Annotated in this window: 17 protein-coding genes and 1 pseudogene; 8 read left to right on the top strand and 10 right to left on the bottom strand. The window is 72.4% G+C overall.

Going from position 1 to position 17,595, the window contains the following annotated elements; translation table 11 throughout:
• Nucleotides 1–146 precede the first annotated feature (146 nt).
• The 3 genes from AC3EO4_RS16140 to AC3EO4_RS16130 are packed head-to-tail and all read right to left on the bottom strand — an operon-like array spanning nucleotide 147 to nucleotide 3,762.
• Nucleotides 147–1,574, bottom strand: a complete 1,428-nt coding sequence (locus AC3EO4_RS16140) for an AMP-binding protein (protein WP_431896288.1) — start codon at nucleotides 1,572–1,574, stop codon at nucleotides 147–149.
• Complete coding sequence (locus AC3EO4_RS16135; protein WP_379573850.1) at nucleotides 1,574–2,620, bottom strand: acyl-CoA dehydrogenase family protein; 1,047 nt, start codon at nucleotides 2,618–2,620, stop codon at nucleotides 1,574–1,576. Before AC3EO4_RS16135 ends, AC3EO4_RS16140 begins: the two co-directional genes overlap by 1 nt.
• A complete protein-coding gene (locus AC3EO4_RS16130) occupies nucleotides 2,617–3,762 on the bottom strand; it encodes an acyl-CoA dehydrogenase family protein (RefSeq protein WP_431896286.1) in 1,146 nt (381 codons plus the stop codon). Before AC3EO4_RS16130 ends, AC3EO4_RS16135 begins: the two co-directional genes overlap by 4 nt.
• Nucleotides 3,763–3,910: 148 nt before the next feature.
• Here AC3EO4_RS16130 and AC3EO4_RS16125 point away from each other — a divergent pair, with 148 nt between their 5' ends.
• From AC3EO4_RS16125 to AC3EO4_RS16100, 6 genes are read left to right on the top strand one after another with little or no spacing between them, the layout of a single operon-like run.
• On the top strand, nucleotides 3,911–5,254 hold the full coding sequence (locus AC3EO4_RS16125) for a sensor histidine kinase (protein WP_431896285.1): 1,344 nt from the start codon (nucleotides 3,911–3,913) through the stop codon (nucleotides 5,252–5,254).
• A gap of 1 nt (nucleotide 5,255) precedes the next feature.
• Nucleotides 5,256–6,614: a sensor histidine kinase gene (locus AC3EO4_RS16120; protein WP_431896283.1), complete on the top strand. Its 1,359-nt coding sequence runs from the start codon at nucleotides 5,256–5,258 to the stop codon at nucleotides 6,612–6,614.
• A 14-nt stretch (nucleotides 6,615–6,628) separates the two neighbouring features.
• On the top strand, nucleotides 6,629–7,231 hold the full coding sequence (locus tag AC3EO4_RS16115; protein ID WP_379573846.1) for a TetR/AcrR family transcriptional regulator: 603 nt from the start codon (nucleotides 6,629–6,631) through the stop codon (nucleotides 7,229–7,231).
• Between the two features lie 28 nt (nucleotides 7,232–7,259).
• Nucleotides 7,260–8,237 (top strand): AurF N-oxygenase family protein, encoded by a 978-nt coding sequence (locus tag AC3EO4_RS16110; protein ID WP_379573845.1) that lies wholly within the window; start codon nucleotides 7,260–7,262, stop codon nucleotides 8,235–8,237.
• Complete coding sequence (locus AC3EO4_RS16105) at nucleotides 8,234–9,040, top strand: SDR family NAD(P)-dependent oxidoreductase (RefSeq protein WP_379573844.1); 807 nt, start codon at nucleotides 8,234–8,236, stop codon at nucleotides 9,038–9,040. The genes AC3EO4_RS16110 and AC3EO4_RS16105 overlap by 4 nt, the downstream gene beginning before the upstream one ends.
• 24 nt (nucleotides 9,041–9,064) lie before the next feature.
• Complete coding sequence (locus AC3EO4_RS16100; RefSeq protein ID WP_431896281.1) at nucleotides 9,065–9,259, top strand: hypothetical protein; 195 nt, start codon at nucleotides 9,065–9,067, stop codon at nucleotides 9,257–9,259.
• Between the two features lie 111 nt (nucleotides 9,260–9,370).
• Here AC3EO4_RS16100 and AC3EO4_RS16095 read toward each other — a convergent pair whose 3' ends face one another.
• Genes AC3EO4_RS16095 through AC3EO4_RS16070 form a run of 6 tightly spaced genes read right to left on the bottom strand, consistent with a single transcriptional unit; the run spans nucleotide 9,371 to nucleotide 14,734 of the window.
• Complete coding sequence (locus AC3EO4_RS16095) at nucleotides 9,371–10,081, bottom strand: NAD-dependent epimerase/dehydratase family protein (RefSeq protein ID WP_379573842.1); 711 nt, start codon at nucleotides 10,079–10,081, stop codon at nucleotides 9,371–9,373.
• Between the two features lie 2 nt (nucleotides 10,082–10,083).
• A complete protein-coding gene (locus AC3EO4_RS16090) occupies nucleotides 10,084–10,836 on the bottom strand; it encodes a creatininase family protein (RefSeq protein WP_431896279.1) in 753 nt (250 codons plus the stop codon).
• Nucleotides 10,833–11,783 carry a Gfo/Idh/MocA family protein gene (locus AC3EO4_RS16085; protein WP_379573840.1) on the bottom strand — a complete coding sequence of 317 codons (951 nt, stop codon included), beginning with the start codon at nucleotides 11,781–11,783 and terminating at the stop codon, nucleotides 10,833–10,835. Before AC3EO4_RS16085 ends, AC3EO4_RS16090 begins: the two co-directional genes overlap by 4 nt.
• A complete protein-coding gene (locus AC3EO4_RS16080; protein WP_379573839.1) occupies nucleotides 11,780–12,547 on the bottom strand; it encodes an amidohydrolase family protein in 768 nt (255 codons plus the stop codon). Before AC3EO4_RS16080 ends, AC3EO4_RS16085 begins: the two co-directional genes overlap by 4 nt.
• Complete coding sequence (locus AC3EO4_RS16075; protein WP_379573838.1) at nucleotides 12,544–13,374, bottom strand: NAD(P)-dependent oxidoreductase; 831 nt, start codon at nucleotides 13,372–13,374, stop codon at nucleotides 12,544–12,546. Before AC3EO4_RS16075 ends, AC3EO4_RS16080 begins: the two co-directional genes overlap by 4 nt.
• A 13-nt stretch (nucleotides 13,375–13,387) precedes the next feature.
• On the bottom strand, nucleotides 13,388–14,734 hold the full coding sequence (locus AC3EO4_RS16070; protein WP_431896276.1) for an enolase C-terminal domain-like protein: 1,347 nt from the start codon (nucleotides 14,732–14,734) through the stop codon (nucleotides 13,388–13,390).
• 62 nt (nucleotides 14,735–14,796) lie between these two features.
• Here AC3EO4_RS16070 and AC3EO4_RS16065 point away from each other — a divergent pair.
• Nucleotides 14,797–15,174, top strand: a pseudogene (locus AC3EO4_RS16065) (alpha/beta hydrolase); the annotation flags it as partial.
• A gap of 386 nt (nucleotides 15,175–15,560) precedes the next feature.
• Here the strand turns inward: AC3EO4_RS16065 and AC3EO4_RS16060 are convergent.
• Nucleotides 15,561–16,394 (bottom strand): Gfo/Idh/MocA family oxidoreductase, encoded by an 834-nt coding sequence (locus tag AC3EO4_RS16060; protein WP_431896274.1) that lies wholly within the window; start codon nucleotides 16,392–16,394, stop codon nucleotides 15,561–15,563.
• Nucleotides 16,395–16,524: 130 nt separating this feature from the next.
• On the opposite strand from AC3EO4_RS16060, the gene AC3EO4_RS16055 reads away from it, so the two are divergent.
• The gene (locus AC3EO4_RS16055; RefSeq protein WP_431896272.1) at nucleotides 16,525–17,517 is read left to right on the top strand and encodes a Gfo/Idh/MocA family protein; all 993 of its coding nucleotides are present in this window, start codon (nucleotides 16,525–16,527) and stop codon (nucleotides 17,515–17,517) included.
• Nucleotides 17,518–17,595: the final 78 nt, after the last annotated feature.

Below are 17,595 nucleotides of genomic sequence, written 5' to 3'. Positions count from 1 at the left end.
CCGATCGGACGTCGTACGCAGGGAGTACTTCCCTCGCGCGACGGCAGGTGGGGGCACCGCCTTCGCGGGCGGAGGCGTCCGCCGTCGGCACGGTCTTCGCGGCGCTGCCCGAGCGGGAGCGGCCGTGGAGCACGTCGAGCGCGAGATCACCCGAGGGCCGCCAGGTACTCCTCCCGCACCTTCGAGCGCGACAGCTTCCCCGTCGGCGTCCGCGGCAGCTCCGCGCGGAACTCGATGACCTTCGGGTGCTTGAACCTGGCGATCCTCGGCTCCAGGTGATCCAGCAGCTCCTGGGGCGTGACCTCCGCGTGCGCCTGCACGAGCGCGACCACGTTGTGGCCCCACTCCTCGTCCGGCACGCCGATGACGACGACGTCGGCGACCGCCGGATGCTCGAGCAGGGCCGCCTCGATCTCGGCGGGGTAGATGTTGACCCCACCCGAGATGATCAGGTCGGTGCGCCTGTCGCACAGGTACAGGAAGCCGTCCTCGTCGAGGAAGCCGATGTCTCCGGGGGTGTACCACTCGCCCCGCATGCTGGCGGCGGTCTTGGCGGGGTCCTTGCGGTACTCGAAGGTGCCGAGGCTCGACTTGACGTAGATCATGCCGGGCTCGCCCCGCGGCAGTTCCTGTCCCCGCTCGTCGAGGATCCTGGCCTCGAAGGTGGGCGCCGGCCTGCCGACCGTGCCGGGTCTGGCCAGCCAGTCGTGCGGCTTGACCGAGAAGGCGATGGCCGACTCGGTCGAGCCGTAGTACTCGTAGAGCACCGGCCCCCACCAGTCCATGATCGCTTTCTTGACCGCGACGGGGCAGGCGGCGGCCGTGTGGATCACCTGCTGGAGCGAGGACAGGTCGTACCTCTTCCTGACCTCCTCCGGCAGCAGGAGCATCCGGTGGAACATGGTGGGCACCATCATCGCGTTGGTGACGCGATGCCTGTCGATCAGCTCCAGGATCGGCTCGGGCTCGAAACGCGGCGCGATGACCAGCGTGTGCCCGAGGTGCAGCGCGAACTGCGTGTGCGCGCACGGGGCCGAGTGGTACATCGGCGAGGTGACCAGGTGCGTGCCCTCGCCCGCCTTGAGGTCGACGACCTCGCCGAGGAACCACGTGTACAGCGGCACGATGGCCTCGGGTTCGGCTCCGGGCAGCGGGCGCTGCACGCCCTTGGGGAAGCCCGTGGTGCCCGAGGTGTACCACATGACCGCGCCCGCCGTACGGCTCTCGGGGTCGGTGGACGGCATGCCCTCGGCCAGCGCGTCCACGTCCTCGGGTCCTGTGACCACGACCTTCGCGCCGCTGTCGCCGACGATGTAGTCGATCTCGGCCTTGGTGAGGTGCCAGTTGACCGGCACGAAGTAGAGGCCGATCTGGCCCGTCGCCATCAGCATGACGACCTGCTCGACGCCGTTGCGCAGCACCCCGGCCACCACGTCGCCGGTCCCGAGGCCCCGGGCGCGCAGGCCGTGCGAGACCTGGTTGACGCGGGCGAGCAACTCTCCGTAGGTCGTCCTCGGCTCGACCACGGCCAGGCGTTCAGGATCGGACTTCGCTATCTCGTAGAACCCGTTCATCACAGCTCCAGCAGGTCGGCCAGCCGCTCTCGGTGCGTGCGGGGCGGGCCGAGCAGGACCTCGTCCGTCTTGGCCCGCTTGTAGTAGAGATGCGCGTCGTGTTCCCAGGTGAAACCGATGCCGCCGTGCAGGAGCAGATGGTCGCGGGCGACCTCGAAGCAGGCCCTGCCGACGTAGGCCTGCGCGAGGGCGGCGGCCTGCGGCAGCTCTCCGGGCGACTCGTCGGCGGCCCACGCGGCGTAGCGGACGATGGACTCGGCCTGCTCGAGCTTGCAGTGCATGTCGGCCAGCTTGTGCTTGACGCCCTGGTAGGAGCCGATGTAGCGGCCGAAGGCGACGCGGATCTTGGCGTAGCCGACGATGGCGTCGAGGCAGGCCCGCATGACTCCCAGCTGCTCGGCGGCGAGGGCGACCGAGAAGAGCGTCCACGCCGACTCGAGCGCCGCGCCGTCGGGCGGCGCGGCGAGCACCCTGCCTCTCACGCCCGCGAGCACGACCTCGGCCATGCTTCTGGTCTCGTCGAGCGCGGTCAGCGGGACGCGGGTGACGCCCTGGTCTGTCAGGTCGATCGCGACCAGCGCGACACCGTCGTTGCGGGTGACCGGCGCGAGCAGCACGTCGGCCTCGGCCGCGTTGAGCACCTGCGGCAGCCTGCCCTTCACCAGCGCCTCGCCGTCGCGGGAGTCGGCGACCAGCGCGCTGCCGCCCGCCAGCGGCGCGACCGTGGCCGTGACGCGCCCCTCGGCGACGGCGGTGAGCAGTTCCTTGTCGGGGAGGCGGGTCAGCGTGATCGCGGCCAGCGCGCCTGCGAGGAAGGGGCCGGGCAGCAGCGCCGCGCCCGCCTCCTCCAGCACGACCGCGAGCTCGGTCATGCCCGCGCCCGCTCCGCCGTACTCCTCGGGGATGATCAGGCCTGACAGGCCCAGCTCCCCGTTGAGGCGGGCGTAGACCGCGGGCGAGTGGCCCTCGCGCGGCGAGACGGTCTCCATGAAGGCCCTGACGGTGGCGCGCAGCTCCTGCTGTTCCTCGCCGAGTACGAGCTTCACCCCTGCGTCCCCACCTTCAGGTCCTTGAACGGCACGGTCTTGTCCACTCTCGGCTCGGGCGGCAGGTTGAGCACGCGCTCGCCGACGATGTTGCGCATGATCTCGTTCGTTCCGCCGCCCAGGGCCATGGCGGGGGCGAGGCAGACGGCGTGGGAAAGTCGCTCGTCCACCAGGGCCTCGGGGCCGACGAGTGAGACGGCCACGTCGGCCTGGAAGAGCGTCAGCTCGGCCAGCAGCAGCTTGGCCGCGCTGCCCCTCGCGCCGGGGAAGATGCCCGCCCTGGTCTCCTGCGCGAGGCGCTGGTTGAACAGCGACAGCGCGCGGGTGCGGATGTGCAGCTCGACGAGCTGGTCGCGGACGTAGGGGTCGCTGGTGTCCACGGCCTCGCGCAGTTCGGACAGCCAGTCGACGCCGCCGCCCATGCCGACGCCCGCGGAGATCGACAGCCGCTCGTGCAGCAGCGTCGTCACCGCCACGCTCCAGCCGTCGTTGACCTCGCCGACCCGGTGGGCGTCGGGGATCGTCACGTCGTCGAAGAAGACCTCGTTGAAGTGGGCGCGGCCGGTCATGTCCTTGAGCGGCCTGACGGTGACGCCGGGATGGTGCATGTCGACGACGAACATCGTCAGGCCCTTGTGCTTGGGCACCTCGACGTCGGTCCTGGTCAGCAGCAGGCCCCAGTCGGCCACCTGGGCCACGGAGGTCCACACCTTCTGCCCGTTGACGACCCAGGCGTCACCGTCGCGTACGGCACGGGTCTGCAGGCTGGCCACGTCGCTGCCCGCGCCCGGCTCGGAGAACAGCTGGCACCAGACCTCCTCTCCGCGCAGCAGCGGCCTGATGAACCGCTCCCGCTGGGCGTCGCTGCCCCTGTCGAGGAGGGTGGGCCCGCACATGCCCAGCCCGATGGAGAAGATGTAGGTCGGCAGCGTGTAGGCGCGGGCCTCGGCGGCGAACGCCCGTTCCTCCGCCTGGGTGAGCCCCTGGCCTCCCCACCGCTCGGGCCAGGTGATGCCCGAGTATCCGGCGTCGTAGAGCCGGGCCATGAACTCCTTGGCGTCGGCCTGTGCGGCGTCGTCGCCGCGTCCCGCGTTCTCGGCCAGCCAGGTCCTGGCGGCGCTCCGATACTCGTCAAGATTCACATCGTCTCCTCGGTATCAGTGCTCACTTACTCTAATCAGCTCGCCCCCACCCGCCTAGTGCAGAGCTTTGTCCGGATTTATGAATGAATCTCCGTTAATTAGAGCCAAGGGCACCTAGTGTGATCATCTGATTACCGGGGGGAGAGATGTGATCGCACGGTACGCGGCTTCGGTGCGCGCACGGCTGACGCTGATAGCGACGGTCGGCGTGGCCGCACTCTGTTTTGCGGTCAACGGCCTCCTCCTGCTGGGCATTCACGGCGCCGCGGTCGAGTACCAGACCCAAGAGGTCATGAGCGCCGCCCTCCGCGTGGTCCACCTGATCAAACGCGGTGACCTGCCCGCCGTCGTGGGCACGGACGTCGGGGGCGTCCAGGTGCTCAACACCGACGGCGAGGTGGTGTCCTCCTCCGCCGGCCTCATGGGCAGCCCGCGGCTGGTGGCCTTCATGCCGGACGACGACAACGCCAGCCGTACGCAGGTGGTGTGCGGACTGGAGGCCTTCGACAACCCCTGCCAGATCGTCGCCGTCTTCAGGGTCTACGAGCAGGAGGGCGACTGGATGGTCTACGCCTTCGGCGACACCGTCCCCTGGTACGTCCACCCGTGGGCGCTGGCGTTCCTGATCGGGATCTCCCTCGCCCTCATCGCGCTGACCTGGTGGGGCACCTCCCGCACGGTGGAAAGGACGCTCGCGCCCGTCGAGGCGATCAGGCAGAAACTGGACGAGATCACCGCCACGGACCTCGGCCAGCGGGTGCCGGTGCCGCCCAACCCCGACGAGCTGCACGCCCTGGCCAGGACCGCCAACAGAACGCTCGACCGGCTGGAGGCGGCCGTGGAGCAACAGCGCAGGTTCGCCTCCGACGCCTCGCACGACCTGCGCAGCCCCATCACCGCGATGCGGGCGCAGGTGGAGGAGGCGCTGCTGCACCCCGACGACGCCGAGTGGGAGCAGACCGGGCACGCGCTGCTGGCCAGCCTCGACCGGCTGCAGGCGATCGTGACCGACCTGCTCACGCTGGCCAGGCTGGACGCGCACGAGCCTCAGGCGTCCGAGTCCGTGGACCTGGCGCAGCTCGTGACCGACGAGCTGGAGGGCCGGACGCGCAGCAAGGAGGTCAAGCTCGACCTGCGCCCCGACGTGGTCGTGGAGGGCGACAGGCTCAGGCTCGCGCGGCTGTTCACCAACCTGCTGGACAACGCCGAGCGGCACGCGGAGTCCGCGCTCGCCGTCTCGGTCTACAACGAGGGCTCCGACGCGGTGCTCGAGGTCCTGGACGACGGCGCCGGGATCGCGTCCGACCAGCGGGAGTTCGTCTTCCGCCGGTTCACCAGGCTCGACGCCTCCCGCAACCGCGACGCGGGCGGCACCGGTCTCGGCCTGGCCATCGCCCGCGAGATCGCCGAGGTCCACGAGGGCACGCTGGGGCTCGCCGACTCCGACACGGGCGCGCGCTTCGTGCTCCGGCTCCCGGCGAAGGAGAGCTGACATGCTCACCACGTGGTCGGTGCGGCGTCGGCTGACACTGATCACCGGGCTCACCGCCCTGATGGGCTGCCTGGCCGCCGCGGTGGTGATCACCCTGCTCACCAACGTGGCCCTGAAGGAGTACAGGACCGGGCAGGCCGCGGCGGCGGGCCGCAGGGTGGCCTTCAACGTGGAGTCGTCCGCGCCGGGGCAGCTCAAGCCGCTGACCGCCACGGAGGAGGTCGAGCTGATCCAGGTGGCCGACGATCATGGCAGGGTGCGCCAGGCCAGCGCCCGCCTGCTGGGCAAGCCCCTGCTCCTCCACGCCCCTGCCACGGGCGACGACGGCAGGGTGGACACGACGGTGTGCACGAACCAGGTTCCGGGCGAGCACTGTCTGATCGCCGTGGCCTACCGGGTCAAGGTGGGGGACGGCTTCTGGATGGTCTACTCCTACGTCCCCGCCGTCCCCTGGTACATCCATCCGCTCTACATCCTGGGCGCCGCGCTGATCGTCCTGCTCCTGGCCGGGATGGCCACCGTGGGTGCGTGGTTCACCGTGCGCAGGGCGCTGGCGCCGGTGAAGACCATCAAGAACGAGCTGGCCGAGATCACCTCCACCGATCTGGGCCGCAGGGTCCCGCCCGCGCGGCACCGCGACGAGATCTCCGATCTGGCCGAGACCGTCAACCAGACGCTCGACCGGCTGGAGGCGGCGGTGGAGCAGCAGCGCAGGTTCGCCTCCGACGCCTCGCACGACCTGCGCAGTCCCCTCACCGCGATGCGGGCGCAGGTCGAGGAGGCCATCCTGTATCCGGACGACGTCGACTGGACGCACACCAGCAAGGCGCTGCTGGCCGGCATCGACCGGCTGCAGGCGATCGTGACCGACCTTCTCACGCTGTCGAGGCTCGACTCGGGCGCGCCGGGCGCGAAGGAGCCCGTGGACCTGGGCGCACTGGTGGCCGAGGAGCTGGAGCGACGGCCGCGGTGCAAGGAGATCGTCCGCAGCCTGGAGCACGACGTGATGGTGACGGGCGATCGGCTGCGCCTGGTCAGGCTCCTCACCAACCTGCTGGACAACGCCGAGCGGCACGCGGAGACGACCATCAGCGTCTCGGTCCGTACGGCGGGCTCCGACGCGGTGCTCGAGGTCCTGGACGACGGCGCAGGCATCGCACCCGACCAGCGCGAGATCGTCTTCCGCCGGTTCACCAGGCTCGACGCCTCCCGCAACCGCGACGCGGGCGGCACCGGTCTCGGCCTGCCGATCGCCAGGGAGATCGCGAAGGCCCACGGAGGCACCCTCAAGATCGCCGACTCTCCCTCCGGCGCCCGCTTTGTCCTACATCTTCCTCTACGCAACGGTTACCACGGGTAATACAGTTTCCCCCTGTGACACGCGGTTTCAGCCGATTGCGGCGAGAAGACTTACTCAAGACCGCCTGCGAGGTCATCGCGGCGCAGGGATTCGGGCACACCAGGACGCTCGACATCGCGCGGGCGGCCGGCGTCAGCCAGGCGTTGCTCTTCTACCACTTCGAGACGAAGGACCAGCTTTTCGCCCAGGCCTTCGCCTACGCGGCCAGACGCGACCTCGACTCGCTCGCCACGTTGGAGCGCTCCGGCGGCACGGCCGTGGAGCGGTTGCGCGACCTGCTCAAGCTCTACTCCCCCACGGGCTCGGCCAAGATGTGGCGCGTGTGGATCGACGCGTGGGCGGAGTCGATGCGCAGCGCCGACCTGGAGGAGACCTCGCGGCGACTGGACCTGCGGTGGAAGGAGTCCTTCCGGGTGATCGTGGAGGAGGGCGTGGCCTCGGGCGCGTTCGTGTGCGCCGACCCCGAGGCCGCCACGTGGCGGATCCTCTCGCTCGTGGACGGGCTCGCCGTCCAGGTGACCGTGCACCGCAAGGTGCTGTCGCGCCGCAGGATCGCCGAGTTGGTGCGCACGGCGGCGGCCGCCGAGCTGGGCATCGCGGCGGAGGACCTTTCGTAGTTATTGGATTCTCCGTACAATTGCTGGCATGACAGCTGCACCGAGCTCAACCGCCGCCAGGGAACGCGACGAGTCGGTCGCGGAGAAGCGCGCATACGAGGCGGTCATCGAACGCCTGTCGAAGGCGTCGGTCGACAAGCACTGGGAGCCGTACGTCGACATCCCATGGGACGACCCCGACTTCCTCATCGACCCCGCCGACCCCCGGTGGGAACTGCCGCCGGTCGACAAGCTCGGCCGGCATCCCTGGTATCGCAGCCGCTCGCCCGAGACGAGGGCGCGGATCGGGCTGTGGCGGGTGGCGACGGCCATGAAGATCGGCCTGCAGTTCGAGAACCTGCTCAAGCGAGGGCTGCTCAACTACGCCTACCGGCTGCCCAACGGCTCCCCCGAGTTCCGCTACGTCTACCACGAGACGATCGAAGAGGGACATCACGGGATGATGTTCCAGGAGTTCGTCAACCGTACGAAGCTCCCGATCCGCGGCATGCCTGGACCGCTCTCGGTGCTGGCCCAGGTGGCGCCGTGGATCCCGCTGATCTCCACCGAGCTGTTCTTCGTCTTCGTGCTCGGCGGCGAGGACCCGATCGACCACGTGCAGCGCAAGGTGCTCAAGGACGGCTACCGGCACCACCCGCTCGAAGAGACCATCATGCGCATCCACATCGCCGAGGAGGCCAGGCACATCTCCTTCGCGCGCCACTACCTGCGACGGCGCGTGCCGCGCATGCCGCGCCACCGCCGACTCGCGCTCGGGGTGATCTCGCCGATCATCCTCGGGTTCATGGCGAGGATCATGCTGTCGCCTCCCGGGCCGATGATCCGCGCGTTCAAGATCCCGCCCCAGGTGGTGGAGGAGGTCTACACGGACAACGAGGAGTTCAGGACGGAGATCCGCGACTCGGTCGGCAAGACCCGCGACCTCTGTTCCGAACTGGGCCTGATCAACCCTGTCACCAGGCGGATCTGGAAGGTCATGGGCATCTGGGCGGAGCCGCGCCGGTGACGAGGTCCTCGCCGAAGACGGCCTTCGTCACCGGCGGCGCCTCGGGCATCGGCAGGGCGCTAGCCCTGGCACTGAGCGCGAAGGGCGTCGCCGTCACCGTCGCCGACCTGGTCCCGCCAGAAGCGCCCTCGATGGAGTACGCCGAGGTCGACGTCACCTCCGCCGACGCCGTCAGGGCCGCGGTCCACCAGGTCAGGCAGCGGTACGGCAGGCTCGACTTCGTCTTCAACAACGCGGGCATCGCCGTCGGCGGCCACACCGAGGAACTCACGCTCGACCACTGGAACCGGACGATCGACGTCAACCTGCGCGGGGTGGTGCACGGCGTGCACGCCGCCTACCCGATCATGATCGAGCAGGGCTTCGGCCACATCGTCAACACCGCGTCGATGGCCGGGCTCGTGCCCGCGCCGCTCATGCTGCCCTACACGGCCACCAAGCACGCCGTCGTGGGCCTGTCGACGGCCCTGCGCGCCGAGGCAGCCGCGCACGGGGTCAGGGTGAGCGTCGTCTGCCCCGGCTTCACCGACACGCCGCTGCTGGACAACGCCAACCCCGGCCTGCCGTACACGGAGACGGGGGCGCGGGCGCGCAGCGCCGCGGTCAGGGCGCAGGGGAGGCTGTACCCGGTGGAGTCGCTGGCCGCCGACATCATGCGCGGCGTGGCCCGCAACCAGGCGATCATCGTCGCGCCCGCCTCGGGCAGGCTGGCCTGGCGTGGCGCCCGGCTCTCGCCGGGGGGCGCGATCAGGGCGGCGGCGCTGGCCATCAGGCGCGTTTCCCCCTCCCCAAAACGGACATAACTGACATATCGGGGAGGTGGTGGTGTGAGTTCCAAGTCACGGCAGACGCGCGAGCAGCACTCCCTGCGCGGCGAGTCCGAGGCTCCGGCCGTCAAGCGACCCTCGAAGGCGATGAACAGGTCGTCGGCTTCGACCGAGCGGACATCGGGCGGCGGGGCGCTCTCTCACCGGCTGGCCAAGTCGTCGCTACCGTTGCGACGCGGCCAGCGATCGAGCTAGAGGGTGGAACCCTGATGCCGGTCCCGCGACTCCCGTGCGGGACCGGCACACGTGCGTCCCAGCGCCGCCGCGCGCGGGACGCCGGTTCCAGCGCCGCCTGGCGCGCGTCCGTCATTCTCGGCGTCGCCGGGCGCGGGGCCACCAGCCGAGGTCATGGAGCGCCGGGGTCCAGTCGAGCGCGGTCCTCTCGTAGTCGCCCGTGATCGTGTAGGCGGCGTAGCCGGGCCCCCGGCGCTCGAGCGCGGCGACGAAGGCCGCGGCCACGTCGCTGCCGGCCGTCACCAGGTCGGGCAGGCCGCCTGCGTAGGCCTGCCATTCCTCGTCCGGCATGGGGTGCACCAGGCGTAGCGAGGTCACGGTGAGGCCGTGCTCACGGGCGGCGGCCTCGCAGACCTGCTCCCCCAGGCGCTTGGTGAGGCCGTAGGCGTCGACGGCGTCGGGCTCGGGCCGCTTGGCGTAGTCGCGCGTGGCGTAGCCGTCGAACACCGACATGCTGCTGGCGTGCACGGCGACCCGCACACCCGCCTCCGCGCAGGCCCCCAGCGTGACGTAGAGGCCCGTGACGTTGACCGCGAAGTGGCTGGCCACCCATTCCTGGCCTTCGCGCCAGCCGTCCTTCCTGCCCATGGCCAGGTAGACGAGCGCGTCGTGGCCCTCGGCGGCGTGCCGTACGTCGTCGTGGTCGGTGACGCTGCCCCGCACGAACGGCACGTCGACGGCAGGCGGCAGCGGGTCCAGCACGGTGACCTGGTGGTGGGCGGCCAGCTCGGGCACGACGAGCGCGCCGACCGCGCCCGAACCGCCCGCGATGAGAACCCGCACGCTCAACCCTCCTCGCCGGCGAAGGCCTTGGCGAACTCCAGGGCCCTGGCGTACGCGGTGGCGACGATCCGCTCGCCCAGCGCCGGCGACGCGTGCCTGGCGTCGCCGAGCGCGCCCGTGCCCGACAGCAGGTGGTACGGCAGGGCCAGGTCGACGCGGGGCGCGGGCGGCGCCGCGTGCGGGAGCACCGGCAGCGGCGTGCCCGGCTCCCCGATCCTGTCGGCCCGCACGACCTGCGGGGCCAGCACCATGCCGACCGAGGTCTCGCCCTCACACGCGTGGCCGTACCGCTCGCTGCCGATCTCACCGGCGATCACGTCGGCGGCCAGGCCCGCCCACATGAGGTGCGCCATGACGATGCCGTGGTCGCGGCGCAGGCCGCGCGCGGCCAGGCGGACGGCGTCGACGTTGCCGCCGTGCCCGTTGACGACCACGACCCTGCGAATGCCCGCCTGCGCCAGCGACTCGGCCACGTCGCTCAGGACGCCGAGCAGCGTCGCGGGGCGCAGGGTGAGCGTCCCCGCGAAGCCGAGATGGTGCTCCGACAGCCCGTACGGCAGGCCGGGGCAGAGCACCGCCGTCTCTCCGAGGTCGCCGGCCAGCCGCCTGGCGAACGCCTCCGCGATGGCGAAGTCCGTGTCGTAGGTGAGGTGGCGGCCGTGCTGCTCGGTCGAGCCGATCGGCAGCAGCGCGATCGTCGCTCGGGCCATCGCCGCGGCCGCCTCGTCGGTGACCATCCGGGCGATCTCGTTCACTGGCTCCTCCATCGTTCGAGTACGCGCATCGCGGGCAGCACGTCGGCGACCGCGCACCCGGGACGGCGGTCCCGCGTGATCGCCTCGAGAAAGTCACGGTCCTGCCTGTCGATGCCCTCGCGTTCCATCCGGTCGCCGTCGCCGCAGTCGACGATCACCCCGTCGGGCCCGAGGAGGCGGCCGCCGTCCAGGCGCAGCGTCCGGTCCTCGGCGATCACCACGACGTCCCTGGCGGGCGTCCTGCAGTGATAGGACAGGGCGATCGTGGCGAGCGCGCCGGTCGGCGCGCGCAGCACGGCCGCCGCGTCCATCGGCCTGCCGCTGCCCTCCCATGGCCGGCCGCGCTCCGCCCGCACCGAGACGTCCTCGGCGTCCAGGAACCACAGGGCCGCGTCGACGGCGTGCGCGCCGTGGTGCCACAGGACGTCGTCGGTCCAGTCGCGCGGGCGGCCGTCCATGCCGGCATCACGCTGCCGGAGCATCAGCGTGCGCGCCACGACGTGCGTCACCCGCAGCCCCTCCTCGACCAGCCGGCGCACGGCGAGGTACGGCGCGCAGTGGCGCAGCGTGTGCGCGACGGCCAGGTGCCTGCCCGTCTCCGCCGAGGTCCTGGCCAGTGATTCGGCCTCGCGCAGTCCGAGCGCGACGGGGATCTCGCACAGGGTGTGCAGCCCCGCGCGCAGCGCCGCCTCGGCCTGGGCCGCGTGGTGGGCGTGGGGGGAGGCGATGACGACGGCGTCCAGGCCGGGCTGGCCGTAGAGCGCCTCGGCCGTGGGATGGACGGCGGGCGGGCCGTGCCCGGGGGTGGCGTGGGCGGCGGCGAACGCCCTGGCCTGCGCCCTGTCGGGTCCCGCCACGGCGGCCAGGACCGCGCCGGCCCTGGTCAGGGCGCCCGCGTGCCGTTCGGCGATGCCGCCGGGGCCGACGATGCCCACGCGCACGCTCATGGCGCGAGCCCGAACAGCTCGCGGGCCGTGCCGCCCAGGATGTGCCGGTGGTCGTCCTCGGTCAGGTAGGGCCGGTCGAGGACGTGCCTGACGGCGGCGGCGTAGTCGCCGGGCGCGGGGTCGGGGCGGTTCCAGTCGCCGCTCCAGGTGATCCTGTGCGCGCCGTAGGCGGCGACCGCCTCGCGCAGGTAGGGGTCGGCGTCCTCGTGGGGGTACGGCGTGCCGCTGTTGGCGTGGAAGCCCGCCCACATCGTGTAGGTGTGGGGGCGCTCGGCGAGGGCGAGGAAGCGCTCGAAGGCGCGGCGGTCGGCGTCGGGGTAGGTGGTGAAGCCGAGGTGCTCCAGCCGTACGCGCAGGCCGGGCAGTTCGGCGAGCAGGCCGGCGAAGCCGGGGTCGGCGAGGTCGGCCAGCGGTCCCCTGACGCTGGCCACCAGGCCGGCCGCGTCGACGGCGCGCCAGAGCGCCAGCGGATCGGGGCCGGGCGACCTGGTCGAGGCCCACAGCCGGACGCCCCTGACGTGGCCGGTGGCGGCCAGCCTGGCGACGTGCGCGGGCGCCCCGTGGGTGTCGGTGTCGACCATCGCCACCGCGGCGAACCTGGCGGGATCGGCCGCGACGCAGCGGGTGAGGTAGGCGTTGTCGGTGTTGCCGACGAACTGGACGAGCACGGCGGCGGCCACCCCCGCCTGCGCCATGGCCGGCAGGTACTCCTCCAAAGGCGGGTACTTCCACCTGCCGACGTGCACGTGGGAGTCGACGATCACCGCTCGGCCACCTTGACCAGGACCTGGGTGCCGCGCTCGCCGCCGTACACCGCGCGGATCCGCTCGGCCAGCTCGCCGGCCCGCTCCGTCGCCGGCATCGGCAGCTCGCCGGCCGCCTCGTGCACCAGGCTCAGATCCTTCAGCAGGTGGTCGAGCTTGAAGCCGGGCTCCAGATCGGCGGCGGCCAGCCGCGACCACAGGAAGTCCAGCAGCGGCGAGCCCGCCACGCCCAGCCCGACCGACGCGAGCACCTTGGCGATGTCGAGGCCGCCGTGGACGGCCAGCGCGTAGGCCTCGCACGCCGCCAGCGTCGCGCCCGCCACGACGGTCTGGTTGACCAGCTTGGCCAGCTGGCCGGTGCCGGGCGGGCCGTGGTGGACGACTGTCGTGCCCAGAGTCTCCAGCAGCGGCCTGACCAGGGCGAAGGCCGACGCGTCGCCGCCTACCATGATCGACAGCGTGCCCGCCTTCGCTCCCGCTGGGCCGCCGCTGACGGGCGCGTCGAGAACGCTCACGCCGCGCCGCTCCCCCTCCTCGGCCCAGTGCCTGGCCAGGTCGGGTGCCGAGGTGGAGCAGTCGACGACGACCGTGCCGGGGACGGCGTTCGCCAGGACGTCGTCCATCACCTCGCGGGGCGCCGGCAGCATCGTGATCACCACCTCCCCGCCGGCGGCCGCGACCGTGGGCGCCGCGCGGGCGCCCCGCTCGACCAGCCGAGCCGTACGGCCCGCCGTCCTGTTGTGCACGGTCAGCGCGTGCCCGGCCGCGAGGAGGCGGCCGGCCATCGGCTCGCCCATCGTTCCGGTACCGATCCATCCCACCTGCATGGTCACTCCTGGGTCAGTGGATGCCGGGCCGCGCAGGTCCCGGGACGACGTGCCCCTGCCGGACCCGGACGAGCTCGGCGGGCAGGTCGCCGTTGGCGCGGGGCGCGTACTGGCGGCTGTTGTACTCGAAGGCCTGCCAGTCCAGCGGCAGGACGGCGGCGAGCCTGGCGGAGTGGACCAGCGCCAGGCCGACGGCTGTGAGGTCCTGGAGCGCGACGCGCATGCCGTGCGCGCGGGCGTGGGCGAGGCTGCGCATGGCCAGGCTCTGCCCGCGGGCGGCCTTGATGACCGGGCCGCTCCAGCCGGCCGCGGCGAGGCGCGCGAGGTCCGCCTCGGTGGCCAGGCTCTCGTCGGCGAGGACGGGCAGCCGGGCGCCGATCGCCCGCATGCCGCCGGGGTCGGGCGGCGCGTCCCGCGGGACGGGCTGTTCCAGGTAGGTGAGGGCGTCCCACGCCGGGCTCCCGTCGAGGGCGTCGAGGAGTTCGAGGACGGCGGCGGGCTCCTGGTAGCCCTCGTTGGGGTCGAGGGAGACGGTGTGCCGGTCGCCGGCGCTCTCGCGCAGCACACGGTGCACCTCGATGACGCGGCGGGCGTCGGCGGCGGGGTCCCGCCCGGCGAGTTTGATCTTGACGTGGGCGATGCCTTCGGCGCGCAGCCACTCCCGCAGCGGGCGGACGGCCGCGCGGCGCGGGGGCACGACGTCATCCCGGTCGGGCGGGCCCGATTCGACCGCGTCCGGTTCGCGAGAATCTGGTTCGAGGAGGCCGGATTCGCGGGGGTCCGGTGCGCGGGGGTGTTCGAGGGGATCTGCTTCGAGGGGGTCGTCGAGCCCGACGACGTGCTGGACCGGCAGCCGGCGGCGGGCCGGGCCGAGGTCGAGGCCCTCGTAGAGCGAGGTGGCCGGGGCTCCCGCGGCCCGCGCCCATCCGTCGTGGACGGCGTTGTCCACGGCCCCGAGAGCGAGGGCGGCGGCCAGCTCGGGCACCGGCTCAGGACCGCCGGCCGCTTCCGCCCCGTCGTGCCTCGCGCACGCGGCGGCCTCGGACAGCTCCCGGTGGATCGCGAACGGGTCGCCGGGCCCCACCTCGGTCGCGGCGGCGGCCAGCCGCTCGGTCAACCGGCGTAAGACGAGGTCGCGTACGGTCCACGACAGCTCCGACACCGGCCACGACCACGGCACGGACAGCACGCTCGCCCCCTCGCCCCAGGCCACGCGACCCGCGCGGTCCTCGACCGTCACCCACACCACGGCGAGGGTGAACCTGTCGACCGTCGCGCCGGACAGGCGCAACGGATGGTCGAGCCGGACGTCGTGGAAGGCGGCGGCCGCCTCGCGGACCGAGACGTCTGTCGAACGCATCTCACCAACCTAGGACCTAGGATCTACCTGCTGGCTCATTTCATCACATCCTGGGGGCTGCCGTGAAGATCGTGACCCTGCCCTACGACACCGCGCCGACCGCGGACGGCCACCACCCGGCGGCGCGCCGCTCCCGGCCCGACGAGCGGCGCCGGCTCGACCTGCTGGAGCCCAACCACGTGCGCGCGCCGTACGCCCTCTGCTTCGTCCACGGCGGCGGCTGGCGGTCGGGCGACCGCGCGCAGTGGCACGAGCAGATGCGCGCCGCGGCCGGCCGCGGCGTGACGAGCGCCTCGCTCGGCTACCGCGGCGGCGGGCGGCTGGCGGAGATGACGGCCGACGTCGCCGACGGCTACCGCACGCTGCGGCGACGGCTCGGCGATCGGCCCGTCGCGCTGGTCGGCAGCTCGGCCGGCGCGCACCTGGCCACGCTGTTCGCCCTGTCCGGCCATGGTGCCGGTCATCAGGACGGGCACCCGGACGGGCATCAGGGCCCTCGGGGCGGCCACCCGGACGGCGAGGCGCCGCTGGCGTGCGTGAGCCTCAACGGCCCCGGCACGCCGTTCCCGTGGGAGGGCATGCATCCCGAGATCGCCCCCGCGGTCGAAGAGCTGGCCGCGGAGGGCGGGCGCGCGGCCGACCCCGGCACGCTCGCGCACGCGGGCGCGCCGCCGTTCCTGTTCGTCGTCGTGGGCAGGGAGCGCTACTTCCCGCACGCGCACGTCCACGCGCTGGCCGCGATCCTGCCCTCGGCGAGGGTCGTGACGCTCCCCCGCGCCGAGCACGGCTTCTTCTACCGGACGGCGGCCGAGGGCGCGGCCGCCGCTCAGGCCGAGATCGACGCGTTCCTGACCGCGGCGCTGACCGCCTCCAGCACGCGCACGGGGGCGAGCAGTTCCTCGGCCGACAGCGGCCACTCGCCGGTGCGCACCATGTCGGCGAAGCGCCGCAGCGACGGCAGCGTGTAGTCCGGGCCCAGCGCGAGCCGCTCGGCCGCCACCGCCTTGGTGCCGGCCACCTGCAGATGGAAGGGCCCAGCCGTGTGAGCGTCGCGCTCGACCAGGGTGACGACGGCGTGGGCGTCCCCCGCGGCGACGGTCACCAGGACCACTCCCGGGAGGACCTGGACGGACGGCGCCGCGGCGGGGACGGGCAGCAGGTGCAGGGCCACCTCCACCGCGTGCACGCCGTAGAAGCCGATGCCGCCGAACGGGCTGTCGCGTTGGACGGGTCCGGTGGCGACGACCGCCCGCACCTCGCCGAGCTCGGCGGGCGCCGACACGGCGGGGTGCCAGCGCAGCGCGCTGTAGGAGGTGACGGGCACGCCGCCCGCCGCGGCCGCCGCGATGACCGCCTCGGCGTCGGCGACCGTGGTGGCCAGCGGCTTGTCGACGAACACCGGGATGCCCGCCTTGAGCAGCGGCTCGGCGTGCCGGCGGTGCAGGGAGCCGTCCCTGTCCATGACGATCGCCGCGTCCACCAGGCCGATCAGCTCCTCGGGGTGCCGCACGTGCGTGGTGACGCCGAGCCGTTCCGCCTGCTCGCCCGTGCCGCCCTGAACGGCCACGACCCGGGCGGGTCCCAGCGCGTGCTCCTTGTTCAGGTGCCGGACGGCGTGGTCGGCGTGGGTGTTGTCGATGCCGATGAGGCCCAGTCGCATCCGCTGCTCCGATCGCTCGATGTGTCGGCGAGCTTATGACATAGGACCTCTGCTTGCCATGAATCCGGACTTATTGACCTACTGGAGGCGGAAAACTAGAGTCCTAGGTCAGATCTCTGAAGGGAGAACCGTGCGATTCGGGATCGTGGGGTGCGGGGTCATCGGAGCCCTGCACGCGAGGCTCATTGCCTCCATGGAGGGTACGGCGGAGCTGGCCGCCGTCGCGGACACCGACCGGGAACGGGCCACGCGCCTCGCCGCCGAGCACGGCGTGGACGCGCACGGCGACCCGGCCGAGCTGTACGCCAGGGACGACATCGAGGCCGTGGTCGTCTGCCTGCCCAGCGGCCTGCACGCCGACGCCGCCGTCCCCGCGCTGCGGGCGGGCAAGCACGTGGTCATCGAGAAGCCGATCGACATCACGCTGGAGGCGGCCGACCGGATCATCGCGGCCGAGCGCGAGTCGGGCAGGACCGTCACGGTGATCAGCCAGCGCCGTTTCGAGCCGTCGTTCCGCCAGGTGGGGGCCGCGGTGGCGGCGGGCGAGCTCGGCCGCCTCACGTCCGGAACGGCGGAGGTGACGTTGTGGCGACCCCAGTCCTACTACGACTCGGGCGGCTGGCGCGGCACGTGGGCGCTGGACGGCGGAGGCGCGCTGATGAACCAGGGCGTGCACGTCGTCGACCTGATGCTGGCGCTACTCGGCCCGGCCCAGGAGGTGTCGGCGTACGCGGGACTGCTGGCGCACGAGGGCATCGAGGTGGAGGACACCGCGGCGGCCGTGGTCCGCTTCGCGGGCGGCGCGCTGGGCAGGCTGTTCGCCACGACGGCCGCGCACGGCGGCAACAGCGTGCGCGTCTCGGTGCACGGCGACGCCGGCCATGCGGTCGTGGAGAACGAGGTGATCATCGCCTTCAGGGTCGGCGAGGACGACCGCGCCGAGCCGGAGCCGCCGGCCAGACTCGGGGCGGCGGCCCACCGCCTGCAGTTGGAGGACTTCGTCGCGGCGGTGCGCGAGGGCCGGGCCCCCGAGGTCACCTCGGCCGACGGAAGGGCGGCGCTGGCCCTGGTCCTGGCGGTCTACGAGTCGGCCCGCACCGGGGTCTCGGTCAAGCCGGGCTGATCCCCGGGCGTTTCGGATGACTTGCCGCCCGTCCCGCACGAGTACGCGAGGGCACCCGTGCGGGGCGGGCGGCGGGGC

The sequence above is a fragment of the Nonomuraea sp. bgisy101 genome (assembly GCF_057708945.1).
This window is presented reverse-complemented; position numbering and strand designations above follow the sequence as displayed.